Annotated in this window: 20 protein-coding genes; 11 read left to right on the top strand and 9 right to left on the bottom strand. The window is 40.3% G+C overall.

Annotated elements, in window-relative coordinates; all coding sequences use genetic code 11:
* Positions 1–22: 22 nt before the first annotated feature.
* A complete protein-coding gene (ppiA, locus tag CYG50_RS21050) occupies positions 23–595 on the bottom strand; it encodes a peptidylprolyl isomerase A (protein ID WP_102138888.1) in 573 nt (190 codons plus the stop codon).
* 322 nt (positions 596–917) lie between these two features.
* On the opposite strand from ppiA, the gene yihA reads away from it, so the two are divergent.
* Entirely contained in the window at positions 918–1529 is a 612-nt protein-coding gene (gene yihA, locus CYG50_RS21045; RefSeq protein WP_102138887.1) for a ribosome biogenesis GTP-binding protein YihA/YsxC, read from the top strand.
* 113 nt (positions 1530–1642) lie between these two features.
* Here the strand turns inward: yihA and spfP are convergent, their stop codons facing one another.
* The 5 genes from spfP to CYG50_RS21025 form a co-directional block, all read right to left on the bottom strand.
* Positions 1643–1690, bottom strand: a complete 48-nt coding sequence (spfP, locus tag CYG50_RS23680) for a small protein SpfP (protein ID WP_438361642.1) — start codon at positions 1688–1690, stop codon at positions 1643–1645.
* Positions 1691–2026: 336 nt separating this feature from the next.
* Complete coding sequence (polA, locus tag CYG50_RS21040) at positions 2027–4819, bottom strand: DNA polymerase I (protein WP_102138886.1); 2793 nt, start codon at positions 4817–4819, stop codon at positions 2027–2029.
* 397 nt (positions 4820–5216) lie between these two features.
* Positions 5217–5837: a thiol:disulfide interchange protein DsbA gene (gene dsbA / locus CYG50_RS21035; RefSeq protein WP_102138885.1), complete on the bottom strand. Its 621-nt coding sequence runs from the start codon at positions 5835–5837 to the stop codon at positions 5217–5219.
* Between the two features lie 33 nt (positions 5838–5870).
* The gene (locus CYG50_RS21030) at positions 5871–6866 is read right to left on the bottom strand and encodes a serine/threonine protein kinase (protein ID WP_102138884.1); all 996 of its coding nucleotides are present in this window, start codon (positions 6864–6866) and stop codon (positions 5871–5873) included.
* Positions 6867–6872: 6 nt separating this feature from the next.
* Positions 6873–7142: a YihD family protein gene (locus CYG50_RS21025; RefSeq protein WP_004262581.1), complete on the bottom strand. Its 270-nt coding sequence runs from the start codon at positions 7140–7142 to the stop codon at positions 6873–6875.
* Between the two features lie 216 nt (positions 7143–7358).
* Here CYG50_RS21025 and mobA point away from each other — a divergent pair, with 216 nt between their 5' ends.
* The 8 genes from mobA (at position 7359) to CYG50_RS20985 (ending at position 15999) form a co-directional block, all read left to right on the top strand.
* Positions 7359–7952 (top strand): molybdenum cofactor guanylyltransferase MobA, encoded by a 594-nt coding sequence (gene mobA / locus CYG50_RS21020; RefSeq protein ID WP_102138883.1) that lies wholly within the window; start codon positions 7359–7361, stop codon positions 7950–7952.
* A complete protein-coding gene (mobB, locus tag CYG50_RS21015) occupies positions 7949–8485 on the top strand; it encodes a molybdopterin-guanine dinucleotide biosynthesis protein MobB (RefSeq protein WP_102138882.1) in 537 nt (178 codons plus the stop codon). Before mobA ends, mobB begins: the two co-directional genes overlap by 4 nt.
* Before the next feature lie 224 nt (positions 8486–8709).
* Entirely contained in the window at positions 8710–9552 is an 843-nt protein-coding gene (gene licT / locus CYG50_RS21010; protein WP_102138881.1) for a BglG family transcription antiterminator LicT, read from the top strand.
* A gap of 190 nt (positions 9553–9742) precedes the next feature.
* The gene (bglF, locus tag CYG50_RS21005; protein ID WP_102138880.1) at positions 9743–11647 is read left to right on the top strand and encodes a PTS beta-glucoside transporter subunit IIABC; all 1905 of its coding nucleotides are present in this window, start codon (positions 9743–9745) and stop codon (positions 11645–11647) included.
* A 10-nt stretch (positions 11648–11657) separates the two neighbouring features.
* Positions 11658–13049, top strand: coding sequence for a 6-phospho-beta-glucosidase (ascB, locus tag CYG50_RS21000; RefSeq protein WP_102138879.1), 1392 nt, complete (start codon positions 11658–11660; stop codon positions 13047–13049).
* Between the two features lie 142 nt (positions 13050–13191).
* On the top strand, positions 13192–14496 hold the full coding sequence (locus tag CYG50_RS20995) for a carbohydrate porin (protein WP_102138878.1): 1305 nt from the start codon (positions 13192–13194) through the stop codon (positions 14494–14496).
* Positions 14497–14651: 155 nt separating this feature from the next.
* A complete protein-coding gene (locus tag CYG50_RS20990; protein ID WP_102138877.1) occupies positions 14652–15350 on the top strand; it encodes a helix-turn-helix transcriptional regulator in 699 nt (232 codons plus the stop codon).
* Positions 15351–15399: 49 nt separating this feature from the next.
* Complete coding sequence (locus CYG50_RS20985; protein ID WP_102138876.1) at positions 15400–15999, top strand: glutathione S-transferase family protein; 600 nt, start codon at positions 15400–15402, stop codon at positions 15997–15999.
* A gap of 55 nt (positions 16000–16054) precedes the next feature.
* Here the strand turns inward: CYG50_RS20985 and gorA are convergent, their stop codons facing one another.
* Both gorA and CYG50_RS20975 read right to left on the bottom strand, forming a co-directional pair.
* Positions 16055–17407, bottom strand: a complete 1353-nt coding sequence (gene gorA / locus CYG50_RS20980; RefSeq protein ID WP_102138925.1) for a glutathione-disulfide reductase — start codon at positions 17405–17407, stop codon at positions 16055–16057.
* A gap of 138 nt (positions 17408–17545) precedes the next feature.
* Positions 17546–18388, bottom strand: a complete 843-nt coding sequence (locus tag CYG50_RS20975) for a 23S rRNA (adenine(2030)-N(6))-methyltransferase RlmJ (protein ID WP_102138875.1) — start codon at positions 18386–18388, stop codon at positions 17546–17548.
* A gap of 233 nt (positions 18389–18621) precedes the next feature.
* Here CYG50_RS20975 and CYG50_RS20970 point away from each other — a divergent pair, with 233 nt between their 5' ends.
* Together CYG50_RS20970 and yhjD are read left to right on the top strand one after the other, a co-directional pair.
* On the top strand, positions 18622–19026 hold the full coding sequence (locus tag CYG50_RS20970) for a DUF1090 domain-containing protein (RefSeq protein WP_166266209.1): 405 nt from the start codon (positions 18622–18624) through the stop codon (positions 19024–19026).
* A 204-nt stretch (positions 19027–19230) separates the two neighbouring features.
* The gene (yhjD, locus tag CYG50_RS20965) at positions 19231–20223 is read left to right on the top strand and encodes an inner membrane protein YhjD (RefSeq protein ID WP_102138873.1); all 993 of its coding nucleotides are present in this window, start codon (positions 19231–19233) and stop codon (positions 20221–20223) included.
* 40 nt (positions 20224–20263) lie between these two features.
* Here yhjD and CYG50_RS20960 read toward each other — a convergent pair whose 3' ends face one another.
* Positions 20264–21331, bottom strand: a complete 1068-nt coding sequence (locus CYG50_RS20960) for an NAD(P)H-dependent flavin oxidoreductase (protein ID WP_102138872.1) — start codon at positions 21329–21331, stop codon at positions 20264–20266.
* Positions 21332–21443: the final 112 nt, after the last annotated feature.

The raw sequence follows: 21443 nt of genomic DNA, 5'->3' as shown, positions 1-21443 counted from the left end.
TTGATCGCTACCATTTTGATCACTATGGTTTTTTAATCACTTCAGCAGAAATGATTGTAATAGGGTCAACCGGGACATTCTGATATGGCCCCACGTTTTCCGTTTTTACTTTAGAGATTTTATCTGCAACATCCATCCCTTTCACCACTTTACCAAATACAGCGTAACCAAAATCACGTTGGCCGTGATCTAAGAAAGCATTATCTGCAACATTGATGAAAAATTGGCTCGTCGCACTGTCTTTATTCGCTGTACGCGCCATTGAGATAGTACCGCGCAAGTTACGTAAGCCGTTATCCGCTTCGTTTTTAATCGGTGCACGGGTTTGTTTTTGTTGTAAATCTTTATCAAACGCACCGCCTTGGATCATAAATCCAGGAATAACACGGTGGAAAGTGGTTCCGTTGTAATAACCTTCATTAACATACTGAACGAAGTTTTCTGTCGTAACAGGGGCTTTTTTGCTATTCAGTTCTAATTCGATATCACCCGCTGACGTGACTAATTTGATATAAGTCTCACCCGCAGATAATGCAAGAGAAGATGCGCTCATTGCGCAGACGGCCAAAAGTGGCACAAAAATTCGTTTTAACATGTAAGATCCCTTTCGTTATAGCTCATTACAACTGCAATCTAGCAATTCTAGAGTGAAGCCAACAAGAATGCTGAAGATTTACCTATATTTACGCCAAAAAATAGAAACACACTAAATACGCTAAATTCTAGACCAATTTCAGTAAAAGACGTCATGAATAATGGCTATTTCTCTATTATTGCCATTTCATCGCACACAACACATAAAAATAAGACCGTCCTCAAAAGGAAAAGTGGCTGAGAGGATATTTCGAGTTGTCGTGAAGCGCTAAGCAAAGCTATAATCCCCGAGCCTTTTGAGGCTAACTCAGGGAGAACGACAAATGGCAATTAAAAATCATAACTACCAGATGGCAAAATTTGTCATCAGTGCACCCGATATCCGTCATCTACCTAAAGATACCGGAATTGAGGTGGCTTTTGCTGGCCGCTCTAATGCGGGGAAATCCAGTGCATTGAATGCATTAACACAGCAAAAAAGCTTAGCACGTACCAGTAAAACACCAGGAAGAACTCAGCTAATCAACCTATTTGAAGTTGAGGAAGGCGTTCGCCTTGTTGACCTTCCGGGATATGGTTATGCCGAAGTTCCTGAAGAAATGAAACGTAAATGGCAACAAGCACTCGGGGAATATCTCCAAAAGAGAGAATGTATTAAGGGGCTTGTTGTATTAATGGATATTCGCCATCCATTAAAAGACCTCGATATGCAAATGATTGAATGGTCTGTTGCAATGAATGTACCCGTTTTAGTTTTGCTCACTAAAGCAGACAAACTTGCCTCTGGTGCAAGAAAGAAACAGTTAACGGAAGTTCGCCAAGCACTTGCTCCACTTGAAGGGGATATTGAAGTGGAATACTTTTCAGCGCTGAAAAAGATTGGTGTTGATAAACTCCGCATTAAGCTAGATAGCTGGTATAACACACCTGCTTGATTTCTCTTATTGTGAGCCAGAAATGGCTCATTACAGCCTTATATCTTCTAATTCTCTGAATTTTAGATAAAAAAATGCTCCAGTCAAAAAACTTTGACTGGAGCAGCTAATATTCAGCTAAATCCGATTACGTGAAGTAAAAGGTCTGAAAGATAGAACATCTTACCTCTGTACCCTACGCCTATTAATGTACTTTATTTTTCGCTCGAAAAAAAGCCTTTTTGTAATTTTTTTTCAAAGCTTTCTACGATTCAGCACGGAAATATGAATAGAATGAGCTAAAAAACGGATTTTAATTACATATTTATGTGATGTATGTCGCATAAAAATGTTAATCATTTTCTTGACTGTCATCACAAAAATAATTGATTTATTGCAGAGTTAGATTAAATTTCTAGTAAATAATTTCAAATGCATAATTATCTGTTATGCCTTTGCTGAACATAAAAAACCTCCAATGACGTCTTGGAGGTTTGTATATTCAATATGGTTAAAAATTAATGAGCTTCATCCCAGTTATCACCAATTCCTACATCCACTTTTAATGGTACATCGAGTTTCATACTTTGTTCCATTAATGACTGAACTTGAGCTTGGACACGCTCTAATTCTGACTCTTTGACCTCAAAGACTAATTCATCGTGAACTTGCATTAGCATGTCTGCATGTGGTTTTTCCGTTTGCAACCAATTATCAACGGCAATCATGGCTTTTTTAATGATGTCCGCTGCGGTTCCTTGCATTGGTGCGTTGATTGCTTCGCGTTCTGCTGCCTTACGACGCATCCCATTACTTGACTTAATATCCGCTAAATATAAGCGACGACCTTCAAGTGTTTCAACATAGCCTTGTTCGGAAGCCTGTAAGCGTGTGTTTTCCATATAACGCAATACACCTGGGTAGCGTTCAAAGTAGAGATCCATATAGCGCTGAGCTTCACCACGAGGGATCCCCAATTGGCGTGCTAAACCAAATGCGCTCATGCCATAGATAAGCCCAAAGTTAATCGCCTTGGCACTTCGACGTTGATCGCTAGTAACTTGTTCCAGTGGCACACCAAAGACTTCAGCGGCCGTCGCCTTATGGATATCTTTCCCTTCAGCAAACGCGGTTAATAGGCCCTTATCTTGGGATAAATGCGCCATAATACGTAATTCAATTTGTGAATAGTCCGCTGCCATCACTTTGTAGCCTTCACGCGCAATAAAGGCTTGGCGGATACGACGCCCTTCTTCAGTTCTCACTGGAATGTTTTGTAGGTTAGGATCCCGAGAAGACAAACGCCCTGTTGCTGTGACAGCTTGGTGATAAGAAGTATGAACACGCTGAGTCCGCGGGCTAATCATTAGAGGGAGTTTATCCGTATACGTGGATTTTAATTTGGCTAAACTACGGTGCTCGAGTAACAATTTTGGCAATGCATGGTTCAGCGCTAATTCTTCAAGCACTTCTTCATTAGTCGACGCAGCCCCACTTGGCGTTTTCTTTATCACTGGCAGTTGTAATTTTTCGAATAAAATCGTTTGCAATTGCTTTGGTGAAGCGAGGTTAAACTCTTCCCCTGCAAGTTCAAAAGCCTCTTTTTCCAATTCAGCTAAACGGGCAGTAATCACTTTCGACTGCGCAGCAAGCACGTTTGCGTCAATTAAAACGCCTTTACGCTCCATTCGGACTAACACAGGCACAAGTGGCATTTCAATATTTTGGAAAATGTGATTAAGCTTAGGTTCAGCCTCTAGTTGTGGATATAACGCTTGATGCAGTAATAACGTGACATCTGCATCTTCCGCCGCATAATTAGCGGCTTGCTCTAAAGCAATTTGGTTAAATGTCAGCTGTTTTTTGCCCTTACCCGCGATTTCTTCAAAGCTCACGGTTTTATGGTTCAGATGGCGGTCGGCCAAGCTGTCCATATCATGGCGTCCCATCCCCGCAACACTGTTTAACACATATGACTCCAGCATTGTGTCATAACCAATACCTTTTAATTCAATGCCATAATTTTCAAGAATTTCTGCGTCATATTTCAAATTTTGGCCAATTTTGAGGATTTTTTCACTCTCAAGTAAAGGCTTCATAACTTCCAAAACTTCTTCCAGAGGAAGTTGTACTGGCGCATCCAAATAGTCGTGACCTAATGGCAAATAAGCGGCATGCCCCGGCTCAATTGCAAATGACATCCCCACTAAACGGGCTTCCTGAGTATCTAAGCTGTCCGTCTCAGTATCAAAAGCAAATAATGGTGCTTTGCTCAACTTTTCAACCCACTGCTCTAAATCGGCTTTTTCCAAAATCGTTTGGTAATTTTCAGCACTCAATGTTGGGACTGCTGGGCTCGATGACTTCACCGGTGACGCTGCTGGTGTTGGGCTTGCTTTTGTACTTGCGCCTTTCCCCTCCATCCAAGTCCCATTCTCAACATCAGTTAACCAACGTTTAAATTCATAACGGCTGAATAATTGATGCAGTTTATCCACATCAGGCTGAGCAACTTGCAGCTCTTCACAAGCTTTATCAAGTTCCACATCGGTTTTGATCGTCGCGAGTTGATAGGATAAAAAAGCCAATTCACGGTTTTCCGCCATTTTAGGGGCTAACGTTTTAGAACCTCTAAAGCCTAATGGGGCAATCGCGTCAAGATCACGATAAATTGCTTCTAAGCTACCAATGCCTTGGAGCAAGGCGAGTGCTGTTTTTTCACCAACACCAGGCACGCCTGGAATGTTGTCTGATGAATCTCCCATTAATGCTAAAAAGTCGATGATAAGTTCAGGGGGAACTCCGTATTTTTCTTTAACTTCATCAGGCCCTAGAATAGTGTTATTCATGGTATTGATTAGCGTAATATTAGGCTCAACTAATTGCGCCATATCTTTATCGCCCGTACTGATTAACACAGGCATACCTTTTCGGCTTGCTTCACAGGCTAATGTCCCGATAACGTCATCAGCCTCTACGCCTGAAACTACAAGTAAAGGCAACCCCATCGCTTCAACCATCTCATGTAATGGGGCGATTTGAGCGCGTAAATCATCAGGCATGGGTGGGCGATGAGACTTATAGCTTTCAAACAATTCATCACGAAATGTTTTTCCCTTCGCATCAAAGACAACCGCTACATGGCTAGGTTTATACTGCATAACTAAACTGCGTAGCATATTAAGCACGCCATACATTGCCCCAGTAGGCTCACCAGCACTATTGGTCAGTGGAGGGAATGCATGATAAGCACGGTATAGGTAAGAAGAACCATCAACCAAAATAAGGGGGTTTTCTGCAATCTGAGCCATAATCTGTCATCATCTTTTTAGTCAGGAACGAATACTAATAGGATGCCATAATGTGGCCTCAGATACATCCCAAGTTTTATATTCTGCTTAGTTAGATAATTAAAAACACACCAAATCATCCACTGTTATAAGTACCCCATTGATTACAGTTAATTAAAATTAATCACACCGATTAACTAAGTATCTGACTAACATCCTGTGGATAAGCTTGTGTGTAAATTTGTGTTACTCAGTAAATTCAATAAGTAATATGACTATTAACAATATAAACAGAAAAGTAAAATCAAAGGGTTAGCACAAAATTGAATGGGTTTAATACAGGTGAGAGAAAGTCTTTGAATTGTGGATATTAATAGAAAAAAGAGACGATGGCGAGTATACCACCGTCTATTTACGATTATTTTTTATTTACTAAGAAGTTCACAACATTAGAGAACTCTTTACCGTAGTCAGCTGCGTTATCAACTGAGATACCGTTATTGCGAATTTGGTATTTACCATCAACAAATAGTGCAGGAACACCACGCAGTTTTAAGTCTTGCGCTGCATTTTGCTGTTTCGCAACGATAGATTTCACAACGAAGCTATTTAACGCTGCATCATACTCTTCACCAGAAATACCTGCTTTGATAAAGGCATTACGGATATCGGCTTTACTGTTAATAGTTTGCGTTTTTTGGATACCTTCAAACAGGATAGGTGTGACTTTGTCTTCTGCTTTCAGGACAATCGCAACGGCCCAAGCTTGAGTTAAATCAGCGCCTAAAGGACCAAGAAAGTCAACGTGATAGCGTTCCATCTTCACGCCTTCTGGCAAGTTTTTCTCTACTGTTTGAGGCACTTTATACACACTCTCAAATTGATAACAGTGTGGGCAATAAAATGAGAAGAACTCCAGAACTTGAGGTAAATTTGGTACAGCTTTAACATCAGTATACTCTTTACCTTCCGTGTAGTTTGCCGCTGCAGCACTAAAAGACATGGCAATACCAAGCAAAGCCAACATAATTTTTTTCATAGACTACATTCTCCAAAAACAAAAACTTAAAAGTTAAAACTGAGGGGTTAACTGCAAAGGGGCGTCTTGCAACCGTTCAATTTGTTGATTAAATTCGAGCGATTGTTTTTGCCAAAAATCATCAGCTTGTAGCCATGAAAATGCTCGAGGGAACGCAGGGTCTTGCCAACGGCGGATAACCCACCCGAGGTAATGTACCATGCGCATTGCTCTAAGAGGTTCAATAAGCTTCAGCTGTTTTACATCAAAATCACAAAACTCATTATACGTTTCTAATAACGTATCCAATTGAATGACTTGATCTTGACGAGAACCATTAAGCAGCATCCAGAGGTCTTGGATTGCAGGCCCGTTTCGGGCATCATCAAAATCCACCATCCAAGCTTCATCACGCCATAGAATATTGCCTGGATGGCAATCACCTTGTAGGCGAATAGATGAATGTGAATCAGGCCATTGTAATTTTACTTGTGCAATCAATGCATCTAAAGACGCCATAAATTGGGCTTTATACCGTTCTGCAATCAAAGGGCTTGATGCCATCACTTGGCGGGGTTGCGCCAAATATTCATCGAGACCTATTGTCGGACGAAATGCAAAGTTTTTACGCTGACCAATTTGGTGTATACGCCCTAGTAAGTGGCCTACACTTTCTAATTGAAACAAATTGTCGGTTTCATATTGCCGGCCACCGATACTCGGAAAAATTGCAAATATAAACCCACCAAATTCCAATACCGTTTGCCCTGCAAACTCAAGAGGTGCGGCTACAGATAACCCTTCGTCTCGCAGTTCTAAAGTAAAATCGTGCTCTTCTTGAATTTGTGAGCGGTTCCAACGTTCAGGACGGTAAAATTTAACCACATAACGTTGCCGATTTTCGTCTTGGAACTGATAAACACGATTTTCGTAGCTATTTAATTCAAGTAGCCCTGATTCGGGGTAAACCCCAACTTCCATTAAGGCATCTAAAATTAAGTCAGGGGAAATTCCACTAAAATGGAAATTCGAATGTTCTATTTCATCCATCGCGCTTTAGTCTTTAATGATGCCACGGGCACGCAAAATAGCGGTTTTAAAGTCATCTTCATAATCTTTTTTTAAACCCGGGATCGCTTCATTGCTGTCCGAGCCACGCATTTTTAAATGATAAATCAGCACATCGTCTGTTAACTCAGATAAACTACCTTTAAAGCCAGCTTCATCAGCTAATTTTTGCAATAATTCTACCAAGTTTAAATCTGAATTATCTTTCCAGACAGGATGCAGAAGCTCAATAACTTCATTTAAGCGATGGCATTTCATGTTTATTCCTTTATCACGAATATTTGATACAAGTTACCAATAATCATACAAGAGAAAAAGCGAACTGTTGTCAATCTACGTAAAGTTTAACGGCAATACGCACGAATATTCATTGATTTTATAGCAAAATAGAATAAATTTTAGTAATTACTATACTCGAAAGTGTTTTATAGGAATGTTGAAACATTTTCTTGAAGATATTCAGGGATATTGAACATGTCATTTCGTCAGTCAATAACCGGTGTGATACTCGCTGGTGGCCGAGGCACTCGAATGGGGGGGCAAGATAAAGGGTTGGTACTTTTATCGGGAAAACCGCTCTATCAACATATTTTAGCACGCTTACAACCCCAAGTTGGCGAAGTACTCATCAATGCAAACCGTAATCAGGCACGTTACAGCGAAAGCCAATTGGCCGTTATTTCTGACTTAAATAACCATTTTTCTGGCCCATTAGCAGGAATGCAATCTGCTTTGCACCACGTGACAACTGACTGGTTACTATTTGTGCCTTGCGATGTTCCCGCTTTTCCTCTCAATTTAGTGGAGAAAATGTTTAATGAGAAAGAAAAACATTTAGCCTGCTACGCTTGTGATGCAGAACGAGAACACCCTACATTTGCTTTATTACACCGTTCACTAAAAACTCAACTCGATGATTACCTTGCAAGAGGTGACCGTAAATTAATGCTATTTATGCATGAAGTTAATGCAAAAAGCGTTATTTTCTCACCCGAGTCTGGTTCATTTGCGAATCTTAATACACTGGAAGATAGCCGTAACTGGGAGCTACAACAAAAAGAATCATGAAGCAAAATACTCTACCCCTACTTGGAATTACCGCTTATAGCGGTACAGGAAAAACGACCCTATTAAAAAAAGTTATTCCTCTGCTCAAGCAGCGTAACGTACGCGTTGGTTTAATTAAACACACTCACCATGACATGGAAGTGGATAAACCAGGCAAAGACAGCTTTGAATTACGCAAAGCTGGCGCTGACCAAACGCTTGTTGCCAGTGAAAAACGCTGGGCACTGATGACTGAAACCCCCGACGCGAATGACATGGATCTACGCTATTTAGCCAGCCGTTTCGATCCCGCTTCATTAGATCTGATCCTCGTTGAAGGATTCAAACATGAGACGATCGACAAAATTGCCTTGTTCCGTTCTGAGGTGGGTAAACCGTTAAACGGCTTAATAGATGACTATGTGGTTGCTGTTGCCAGTAATGAAATCATTGATACTCACGTGCCGCAGTTAGATATCAATAGCCCAGAACAAATTGCTGATTACATTGTGTCTTGGTGGCAAAAAAGTGTCTTGGCAGCAAAAAACAATTAAATAAGCACGATACCGTCATTAGCCATGCAAAAAAGAGATTGGCTGAATTGAGCGTGTGAGTTCACATTTTCATACTTTGCTGTTTGAATAACCCAAAAAGTTTAATTACAGTATTTAAAAATTAAGTTATTGGATTGTTACTGCACTTATCACGCAGGCAAAACCTGATTAGTCAATGAATTGTCATTGTGCTATCAGGTTTTTTTCGTTTCAGGGGAAACAAAATGCAGATCGCAAAAATTTTAAACAACAATGTGGTCGTTGCCCTAAATGAACAACAGCAAGAAATTGTCATCATGGGGCGTGGACTCGCCTTTCAAATGAAGGTTAATGACTTTATCGATCCTAAAAAAATAGAAAAAATCTTTGAGTTACGTAGCCATGAATTAACAAACCGATTAAGTGAATTGTTGAGCCAAATACCGATTTCTGTCATGAAAGTCTGTGACAAGATAATTGAAAATGCGAAAAGTAAACTTGGCAGCCTACATGAAAGCTTATATATCGTTTTAACTGATCACTGTAATTATGCAATTGAAAGGCAACAAAAAGGCCTCGCTATCACTAATACCATGTTATGGGAAATTCAGCGACTTTATCCCAAAGAGTACCAGTTGGGATTAGCGTCACTGGCCTTAATTAAGCAAGATTTAGAGATTGAATTACCCATCGATGAAGCTGGGTTTATCGCGTTACATTTCGTTAATGCACAATTGACGGGTGAAATGCCAATTGTCATGGAAACGATGGAAATCATGAATGAAATCATGAATATCGTAAAATATCACCTACAAATTGAATATCACGAGGACACGCTAAGTTACCAGCGGTTTGTGACTCACTTGAAATTTTTCACCCATCGAATGATGAGCAATGAACCTGTTCCTAATGACGATATTGCAATGCATCTTGTCATCAAAGAAAATTATTCAATTTCTTGGAAATGTGCCGAAAAAGTCAGTACTTTTTTAGCCAAGAAATATCAACGCGACTTAACAGATGAAGAACGAATGTATCTCACCATTCATATAGAGCGTATTAGGAAAGAAAAATCGTCACATAAATGACAGGAAGTAAGCCTAAAACTATTTATTAATACAAACTAATAAAAACCAGATGGATTGTTACTGCCTTCCGGCAGGCAAAACCTGATTTATACCACTAATCTTATTCGTATTGGTGGTAAGTCAGGTTTTTTTTTGCTTATTTATCAATAGTAATGTGGCTTTCATTATTGAGGTAATAAAGGAATTAATTATGAAATACCAAGCCTTAGCGGAACAAATTATCGAAAACGTTGGAGGAAAAGACAACGTTGTTGATTTAATACATTGCGCAACACGCCTACGCTTTAAACTAAAAGAAAGCCAAAAATCCAATGCAGAGCAATTAAAGCAAAGCCCTGAGATTATTACCGTGGTCGAAAGTGGTGGTCAGTTTCAAGTTGTAATAGGCAATCACGTTAACGAAGTTTTCCAAGCCGTTAACCAATTACTCGATACAACGCCAAATTCAATCAATCAGCGCCCAAAAACAGATGAAAACGCAGTAAAAAAAGATAAAGAGAACCTATTTAGTTACTTTATCGATATCGTTTCTAGCATCTTTACCCCTATTTTAGGCATTATGGCCGCTTCGGGTATTTTAAAAGGGTTGCTATCATTATCAGAAGCATTAGGTTGGTTATCCTCAAGCAGTGGTACTTATCAAATCTGGTTTGCGGCAAGTGACGCTTTATTCTATTTTTTCCCACTCGTGCTCGGCTATACCGCAGGAAAAAAATTTGGCGGAAGCCCATTTGTTACGATGACGATTGGTGGGGCACTCATTCACCCAATGATGATGAGTGCTTTTCAACAAAGCCTCATTGCTGGCACTCCTCCTGAATATTTTTTAGGTATCCCAGTCACTTTTATTAATTATGCGGCTTCTGTTATTCCGATCATTTTCGCTGCTTGGTTAAGCTGCCTGCTTGAGAAGCGACTAAACCAAGTTTTACCTTCAACAATGAAGAATTTCATTACGCCTTTCCTGTGCTTACTCATTATTGTCCCGCTTACTTTCCTTGTTGTTGGGCCTTTAGCAACATGGGTAAGCATGTTAATTGCGGAAAGCTTCCAAGCTATTTATAACTTTGCCCCTATTATCGCTGGTGCCTTCATGGGTGCAGTTTGGCAAATATGCGTTATTTTCGGCTTACATTGGGGAATTGTCCCAATTGGTATTAATAACTTAAGCGCCCTAGGCCACGATGCGCTGTTCCCTCTACTACTTCCCGCTGTAGCAGGGCAAATTGGCGCCACTTTAGGTGTTTTGTTAGCCACAAAAAATGCAAAAATGAAAATCATGGCGGGCTCTTCAGTCACGGCTGGCTTATTTGGTATCACGGAACCTGCCGTTTATGGTGTTACCCTTCCTCTTCGCCGACCTTTTATTTTTGGCTGTATTGGCGGTGGTGTTGGCGGTGCAATTGTCGGCTATAGCCAAACACTGACATTCTCATTTGGCTTGGTTAATATTTTCACTTTTGCACAGATCATCCCTGAACACGGTATTGATAATACCGTTTGGGGAGCCATTATTGGTACAGCACTCTCTTTCTTATTTGCTGCTACCGCAACCCGTTTTTTTGGTATTAAAAAAGAAGCAATATCTCCTGAAACACCCATTAAAGCGGATATTGCCTCTACACCTCATGAAGCACCTAATGAAGTTCTTGCCCCCCTGAGCGGTGCAGCTATCCCATTAAAAGATACCCCAGATGAAACTTTTGCAAGTGGTTTACTTGGGCAAGGTGCCGCCATTATTCCAAGTACAGGGGAAGTCTATGCGCCATTCGATGGTGAAGTGAGCTCATTATTTAAAACTGGCCATGCATTAGGGCTGTTAAGTCAAAGCGGCATTGAACTGCTCATTCATGTGGGGATCGATACCGTAAAACTAGATGGGCTTCATTTTTCACCTCAAATTAAACAAGGTGATGTATTCAAAGCAGGTGATTTATTGCTGACATTTGACCGAGAAAAAATTCTCGAGGCAGGATATGACTTAACAACCCCTGTCATTGTTAGCAACAGTGATGATTATGCGTCAATCGAGTTTGTTGAACTCAATAAATCAATTCAACGCGGTCAAAAATTTATCACCGTCAACCACAAATAAGGAGCTAGGCATGGTTAAATTTCCAAATTCATTTTTATGGGGTGGCGCAATCGCAGCCAATCAAGCTGAAGGTGCTTATTTAACTGCGGGTAAAGGACTCAGCACATCTGATGTTCTGCCTCATGGCATATTTGGCTCATTAATTGAAAGAACGCCAAATGAGAGTTTTATTAAAGATATTGCCATCGATTTTTATCATCAATATAAAACCGACATCGCACTTTTCGCTGAAATGGGTTTTACCTGCTTACGCACCTCTATTGCATGGAGCCGTATATTTCCACTTGGTGACGAATTAACAGCTAATGAAGAAGGCCTCGCTTTTTATGATAGTTTATTTGATGAAATGGCGAAATATAACATTCAACCTGTTATTACTTTATCCCACTATGAAATGCCCTACCACCTAGTGACACAATATGGCGGTTGGGGAAACCGTAAAACAATTGAATTTTTCGAACGTTATGCGCGTACAGTCTTTGAGCGCTATAAAGATAAAGTCAAACTGTGGCTGACATTCAATGAAATCAATATGTCTTTACATGCACCAATGACTGGCGTAGGCCTGCCTGAAAATAGTTCTCCTTCAGCAGTTTACCAAGCAATTCACCACCAGCTCGTTGCCAGTGCAAGAGTCACGAAAGCCTGCCATGACATTATTCCTGATGCCAAAATCGGTAATATGTTATTAGGGGGGCTTGTTTATCCATTAACCTGTAAACCTGATGATGTGTGGGAAACCCTGACGGAAAATCGTAAATGGCTGTTTTTTGGTGATGTACAGTGTAGAGGGCAATACCCAGGCTATATGCTGCGTTATTTTAAAGACCAGCAAATTAATATTACGATAACAGAAGAAGATAAGCGTGATTTACAGCATACCGTGGATTTTATCTCATTCAGTTATTATATGACGGGCTGTGTGACTGCAGATAAAGATGAATATGAGAAAAAACGCGGAAATATTCTCAGCATGGTTCCAAATCCTCATTTAGAAAGTTCAGAGTGGGGATGGCAAATAGATCCCAAAGGGATTAGAACACTTTTAAATTTATTATGGGATAGATACCAAAAACCATTATTTATTGTTGAAAATGGATTAGGCGCTATTGATGAAATAACGCCTGAGGGAGAAATTATTGATGATTATCGTATTCAATATATAAACGACCATTTAGTTCAGATACACGAAGCCATCCAAGATGGTGTAGACATTATGGGCTATACCAGCTGGGGGCCAATCGATATTGTTAGCGCATCCAAAGCTGAAATGTCAAAACGCTATGGTTTTATTTATGTTGACCGTGACAACCAAGGCAATGGCTCTCTCGAAAGAAAACGTAAAAAAAGCTTTTATTGGTATCAAAGTATTATTAAGAGCCAAGGAGAGTTATTACGCTAATAAAATAAACACCTCAATATAATAAAAACCATCTCGGGATAATTTATTTATCTCGAGAGCCCTTAGATTAAAAATACAACTGCATAAACCCATTATCTACTATTGGGTTAAGGCAAACTATTGCTAATAGGTTATTTCCGACATGAATAAAAAACTATTATTCTCTTTGTTATTTTTAACGTTACCTGCTACCGCGAATGAGCAACAATGGAATGGAACTGTTTTAGGCTTTGAACCCGCCCCTAAAGGAATATTTGGCGATATGTTAGGAATACGTCCTATATTATCCGACCACGGTTTTTCATTTCACAGCAATTATTTGAGCCAAGTCGCCTATAATGCAGGGGGTGGCTACAATAATGATAAACATACTGCTTATATCGACCAATTTGCTTTTACATTCACACAAGACCTTGAACGTTGGACAGGTATTCCTGATGCCCGTATTGAAGGAAATATTGTCAATCGAAACCATGAAGACAACCTGACCGTTAAACGCCTGCAAGACCCTCGGGTACCGAATAACGACCTTGCACAAGAAAGCTATGGGGGCGGTTCCATAACACGATTAGGATGGCTTACTTTCGCTCGTAGCTTTGATGACCGACGATTAACCTGGCGTATTGGTATGATGAACAAAGTACAAGAGTTCGACCAAATTATTCCTTGTGATTTCCAATTACTCAGCCAATGTGGTGGAAAATCAGCTAACGCCCTGACATGGAGTAACTGGAATATTCATACTTGGGGAACAACTGTTAGCTATAAAATCACCCCCGGAATCACCATCAAAACAGGGGTTATGGAGCAAAATCCTCAAGCGACAGATAGAAGCCATGCATGGAGTTGGTCAACCAAAGGCAGTAAAGGCATTTTATTACCTTTAGAAATTGAAAACCGTACTTTCGTCAATGGGTTGCCTGGTGCTTATAACCTGGGATTATTATATACCAATGCCAAACAGCATGATCTATATAAAGATAAAAGCTACAACAACACATGGTTTGCCTATGGCGGAATGAACCAACAATTAACTCGCCACCAAGACGATGAAAATCGAGGTTTAAGTTTATCTATTAGTGGCAGCTACCATGATGAGCGCAGTAATTTCATGAATTATGTTGTCTCAAGCTCCCTTCGCTACCGCGGGGCTTTTGATGCCAGACCTGAAGATTGGATTGGCCTCGGTGTTTCCTATATTGAGCTCAGTGACCACTTTGCAAAAAACCAAAAAATACAAAATGAGCAGCTAGGGATCACCGATTATAATGACCCGCTATATCATCCTATTACTTCAAACGCATTAAATGCAGAACTCTATTATCGCTTTAAGCCTGTTCATTGGTTGGAACTCCAACCAAGTATGCAATATTGGCATCAACCGGGCGGTGTCAAAAAAACATCAGATGCATGGGTCTTGGGGCTGAAAACTGTTTTAACGTTTTAAATGATATTACCGTTTATTTTATCTCTATTGATAAAGGGAGCTCCCCACTCCCTTTATCGCCAATAAATTAGCATTCTGCTTATTATTTTTTTACTATAGATAGACAAATTATCTTTGCTGTTTTTCTCACTCTATAATATTAAGCAGACAACTTCATGACCCGCACGCAGCGCCTACTCACATTATTGCAGATACTCAAAGAGAATCGCTATCCTATTACGGCAGAAGCACTTTCATCACAACTGCAGGTCAGCGTGCGTTCGATCTATCGGGATATAGAGTCATTACGTGACCAAGGTGCGGAAATTATTGGTGAAGCCGGTATTGGCTACCAATTAAAAACAGGTCTGTTATTACCGCCTTTAACTTTTGATGAAAATGAGCTCGAAGCCTTAATATTAGGTTTGCGTTGGGTAAAAAGTAACACAGATACAGAACTTAAAAACTCGGCAATACGAGCGATAAGTAAGATTAATGCGGTGGTGGCAGGTCATTCACAGAAAATCTTAAATCAAAATACCTTATTTGCCCCAACCACTCATTTCTATGACATTAATGACACAATAGCTAAAGATTTGCGTTTAAGCTTGCGCGAAGAATGCAAAGCTCAAATGACTTACCTAGATGGCCAAAACCAACCTAGCGAACGTATTATTTGGCCAATTGCGATTGGTTATATGAAAGATTCACAAGTGTTGGCCGCTTGGTGTGAATTACGTGAAAGTTACCGCCATTTTCGTTTAGATCGCATTCAGTCTTATCATGCTCTTTCAGATAAACTACCTTATCCCAAAAATTACCTACTAGAGCGCTGGCAAAAAGAAGTATTGTGCGTCTCTCCTGACAATTTCTGACACTCCGCTCCCTTATAGTAAGCACTCAACTTCATATAAGGAAATCACCATGAGCGAACTGGTTCTGTTTACTAATTCAATGTCACGTGGCAATACTGTCGACCTACTTTTAAAAATTTTAGACGTTCCTTACAAACGTATTGAATTAGACTATGGTGCAGATATGCACACAGCTGAATATCTTGCAATTAATCCCATGGCAAAAGTCCCTGCGCTTGTTGATGGTGATGCCGTCGTCACTGAAACCGCTGCAATTTGTTTGTATTTAGCAGATAAGTTTATTGAAAAAGGTTTAGCACCAGCTTTGAATGACCCTAAACGTGCAGATTACTACCGTTGGTTCTTATTTACTGCTGGCCCAATTGAATCTGCCTTTACCATCAATAATTTAGGCATTCAATTAGACGAAGAGCAACAAAAGTCTTCTGGTTTTGGTTCTGTCGAACGCACAATGGCTTGTTTAGAAGTGGGTTTAAACAGCGCGAAACCGTTTATTTGTGGTGAACAATTTACTGCTGTCGATGTGTATGTTGGCGCATTTGTGATGTTTTTAGTCAAATACCAAGTCATGGAAACCACCCCTGCGATGCAAAAATACCTTGATAGCTTAGCGACCATCCCCGCAATTACAGAACTGTTGGCGAAATAATGCAAAAAAAAGCTAAGTTCGAATGAACTTAGCTTTTAATTTAAATAACCAAGACTTAACGCATGGTCACAAATTCTTCTGCCGCTGTTGGGTGAATAGCAACAGTATTATCAAAGTCTTTTTTGGTGGCGCCCATTTTTAATGCAACTGCGAAACCTTGTAACATTTCATCCATACCAAAACCAATACCATGGATACCGACGATTTTTTCATCGTCACCAACACAAACTAGCTTCATGCGGCAAGGCTGACGGTGCGAAGTAACCGCGGTGTACATTGCTGTGAAAGATGACTTATAACATTTAACTTTATCCGCGCCATATTTTTCAATCGCTTCTGGTTCAGTTAAACCAACAGTGCCAATTGGTGGGTGTGAAAACACCACCGTTGGAATATTACTGTAATCTAAGTGCTCATCCGGTTTATTATTAAATAAACGCTCAGATAAACGACGGCCAGCCGCAACCGCAACTGGGGTTAATTCAACCGCTCCAGTGTTATCACCCACCGCGTAGACACCCGGTACATTGGTGTTCTGGTATTTATCAACCTTGATATAGCCTTTTTCATTCAGTGCGACACCTGTGGCTTCAATATTCAGGTTATCAGTCATTGGTTCACGGCCAATTGCCCAAATTAATGCATCTACTGTTTGTTCTTGGCCATTTTCCAATTTTAATGTCAGTGAACCATCTGAATTTTTCACGACTTCTTTTGGAATTGATTCTGTGTGCAGTTTTGGACCTTCCGTATTCATGACTTCCACTAATGTTTCAACAATAAGTGGGTCAAATGAACGTAACGGGGCATGTTTACGCACGAATAAATGCGCCTCTGCACCTAAACCATTTAATACACCAGCGAGTTCAACGGCAATATAACCGGCTCCCACAACCGCAACACGTTTTGGCAAGGCTTCAAGTTCAAAGAAACCGTCAGAAGTCATCCCGTATTCCGCCCCTGGGATAGCAGGGATCACCGGGCGACCACCTGTCGCAATCAAAATATGGTCGGCCGTATAGGTTTCACCATTCACTTCAACAGTATGCGCATCAATAAAACGCGCAAACCCATTGATAACATCAACTTTATTATTACCTAAGACACGGTCATAAGATTGGTGAATGCGGTCAATGTAAGCAGTACGGCTATCAATCAATGTTTTCCAGTCAAAACGATTAATTGTCGCATCAAAACCATAATCAGGGCCATAATTGCGAATAGCTTCAGAAATTTGTGCCGCATGCCACATTACCTTTTTAGGTACGCAACCCACGTTAACACAAGTCCCACCTAATGCTTTCGCCTCAATTAAGGCACATTTTTGCCCATACATTGCTGCACGGTTCATCGACGCAATACCACCGCTTCCGCCACCAATTGCGATATAGTCGTAATGTTTGCTCATAATTTGGTTATTCCCATTGATTGAATGATTTATGAATGCATTTTCTCGCATCATGCTATTGATTGTCATGGCATAAATAGCGCTTTACGATAGATAACACCTGTTAATTTAATTGGCATTATCTATCAAAAATATAGGTTACTCTGGCACAATCCAGTCAACTAACGTATGTCCAGTGCCTTCTGGGACGAGTGTTTTATGTAACCACGGCAGCACATTCTTCATTTGCTGCTCAAGTTTCCAAGGTGGGTTGATCACTATCATACCAGACGCTGTCATTCCACGTTGGTCGCTATCAGGGCGTACCGCCAATTCAATTTGCAGTATTCTACGAATACCCGTTGCTTCTAATTGATTGACCATACGCTTAATTTGTTGACGTAATACAACAGGATACCAAATTGCATAAGTTCCTGTTGCGAAGCGTTTATAGCCTTCTACCACCCCTTTCACGACCGCTTCATAATCCGTCTTCATTTCATAAGGAGGATCCATCAGTGCAAAGCCACGTCGGCTCTGTGGGGGTAATTTCGATTTCAGTTGTTGATATCCATCTTCCTTGAAAACTTGTGCGCGGTTATCCCGTGAAAATTCGGTGCGCAATAATGGATAATCGCTCGAATGTAATTCAGTTAATACCAGTTTATCGTGTTCACGTAATAGATATTTTGCTAATAATGGTGAACCTGGGTAATAACGTAAACGCCCATTATCATTCAATTGGCGCACAATATTCATGTACGGCAATAATTCCTCAGGTAAATCAGGTTGCTCCCAAATACGCGCAATCCCTTCAAGATATTCACCTGTTTTTTCTGCATGCTCCCCCGTTAATTGATAACGGCCAGCACCTGAGTGCGTATCTATATACAGAAACGGTTTTTCTTTCTCTTTCAGAGATTCAATGATCAAGCTCTGTACTGTGTGTTTTAACACATCAGCATGGTTGCCTGCGTGAAAGCTGTGACGATAACTTAACATGTAACGTTTATTTCCTGAGGAAATTCAATATTAGCCACTAGGATGACTATTATTAAATAGATTCTTTAAAGATAGCCTTTTTGAACAAAAAATAGACCGGATTTATTCTTCCGCCCCATTATAGCTAAATTTGGCTACAAATGTCATAACCATAGTCACGCTAAAATTCACATGACTGAAAAGAAACAAAACGCTATCCTAAACACAAATACCAAAACAAACAGAGGTAAATGATGAATAAACTACTCCTTACAACTAGTATTTGTATTGCTTTTTTTACTAGTGCATCAGTAATGGCAGCAAAAACACAAAATGGCTGCGAAATAAAAAAACAACGCATTGAAGAGCAAATTAATTACGCTAAACAACATGGAAATCAACATCGAGTTAGAGGATTAGAAGAAGCACTAGATAATGTGAATCGTTATTGCACACCAGAATCTTTATACCGTGATAGCCAAAAAGCGGTGGATGAAAAGACAGAAAAAGTGCAAGAGCGAGAGGCTGAGCTACAGGAAGAAAAATTAAAAGGTGATGACAGCGACAAAATTAAAAAACGTGAAAGAAAACTCGCAGAAGCTCAAGCTGAATTAAAAGAAGCCCAAGCTGAACTGCAAGTTTATAAAGATGCGCTTTAATTTCTAACGTCCCTTTTTCTCTGATTAATTAACCAGTTGCTTTGACTTTAAACAAACGTTCCAATGACTATTCATCTCTTAAAATAGTCATTGGGATGAAGTTACTGGCCAATTTAAGCTATAGTATTATGCATATCATTCATTTATAGGCATTAAATAGGTCGAAAAGTCAGACAATTTTTAGTTGCGGGAAAAGGGGATTAAATGTCGAATACGCAGGAAGAAGAACAAAAAGATACCAATAAACTGAAAGCGACACTGAATAGAAGCATTGATGGCAGTAAAAAAGCAGTGACCTTCTCAATGCGAGTTGTGGACTTTATTTGTGCAATTCCTTTTATTGCTCATATCATTCGTACCGTGCAACGCTTTAACGACCGAATGGGGAACCAGTTTGGGGCTGCAATTACCTATTTCTCCTTTCTCTCTTTAATTCCTGTTTTAATGTTTTCATTCGCCGCTGCCGGTTTTGTATTAGCCAGTAATCCTGAATTACTTGAAAAATTAGTTCGTGGAATTTCTGCAAATATTACTGACCCTACGCTCGCAAATACATTAGAAAGAACAATAGATACCGCAATACGTCAACGTACGACAGTGGGGCTGACAGGGTTAGCTTTAGCGGTATACTCAGGGGTTAATTGGGTTAATAACTTACGTTTGGCTATTTTGGCGCAATCACGCCCTGTGTGGGAGCGCAATGAAGATGAACATGAAAATATTATCTTCCGCTATATTCGCGACTTCTTTGCTTTAATTGGCCTACTTATTGCCTTAATTGTGACAATTACGCTTACCTCTGTTGCTGGCTCTGCACAAGCGACGATTGTCAGTACACTTGGGTTAGATGGTATAGAATGGCTTAAACCTGCTTGGACACTGATTGGCTTAACAATATCAATTACAGCTAATTTCCTGTTATTTTTATGGATTTTTTGGATCCTACCTCGCATGCAACATCGCCGTAAGTCACTCTTTAAAGGAACATTACTGGCTGCCATTGGGTTTGAAATCATTAAATCCATCATGACCTGGATTTTGCCTAACCTTGCTTCATCGCCTTCTGGAGCCGCATTTGGTTCAGTGCTTGGGCTAATGGCATTCTTCTACTTCTTTGCGCGTTTAACCTTATTTTGTGCAGCTTGGATAGCGACTGATGAACCAAAAGGTTCATTGGATAACGAAATGATTAAATAACAACTTGTTGGGGCGGTAAGACAAACCGCCCTACCACCGTTTAAAGCGAGCGTTTCATTTCTTCGGCCAACGTTCTAACCAATAAAGACGCTGACATCTCGCGAGCTTTCGCCACATTCTGTCCCGCCCAATACGCCGCAAACTCATCACTACCTGACTTTATTGCCGCTGCATTGAGCTGCTTACCAATATCATAAACCAATGGATAATCAGGTAATTGACTTGTCTCATAGCCGTTACCTGCTCGAATAAATTGATTAATAATCCCTCTCGCTGGGCGCCCTGAAATTGCAGACGTTAGTTGAGTGTGATCCGCTGTTTGCTGCTTGACCTTAGCCCGATAGCCTGTATTCGCGGCAGATTCAGGGCAAAGCAAAAATGCAGTGCCCAATTGAGCGGCAGCAGCACCGCAGTCTAAAGCCATATTAATACCTTGCCCATCCATCATGCCACCAGCTGCAATCACTGGTAAATCAATATGTTGAGATATTAACGTCACTAATTCATAAGTGGTCAGTTCTTCATCTAAAGCCTGCAAATCAAATATGCCTCGATGCCCTCCCGCTTCAATACCTTGTGCGACAACAGCATCAATTCCAGCCAATTCAACTTGTTGTGCTTCTTGTAAATTCGTTGCCGTCGCCATGGTATAAATACCATGTTGTTTCAATTGCTGGACTACCTTGATGGATGGAATATTAAAATGAAAACTCACTACTGCAGGTTTTGTTTCAAGTAACATAGATAACATTTCTGAGTTATCTAAAAAAGTGTCATAAATTTCATTGAGATAGGAAGGTGGAGTCTCATTAAATTGAGCAAAATAAGGCGCCAAATACTGGCTCCATGCCAGTTCATTATCAGGATGACGTTTCGCAGGTAAATGGCAGAATAAATTGACATTGAATGCTTTACTTGTCAGTGCTTGCGTTTGAGTAATCAATTGGCGAGCTTGTTCCACTGAATTTGCACCTAGGCCTAGTGAGCCAAGCCCGCCCGCCTCTGAAACCGCAGCGGCTAGCGCTGGGGTGGAAACTCCTGCCATCGGAGCTTGTATAATGGGATAACGCAAGCCTAACCGTTGTAGAAATGTATTCGAGTTGTTCATGCTATTTCCTTTACATCAATATCTGGGTACATTTTATGTTCTTATATTGAGAATAAACATAGCACCAAATTTATATAAAAAGAAAAAACACTTACCATAGTATGGCTGCCAT

Source organism: Providencia huaxiensis, assembly GCF_002843235.3.
GTDB lineage: Bacteria > Pseudomonadota > Gammaproteobacteria > Enterobacterales > Enterobacteriaceae > Providencia > Providencia huaxiensis.
Note: the sequence above shows the minus strand (reverse complement) of the source record. Positions and strands in the feature narration are given on the sequence as shown.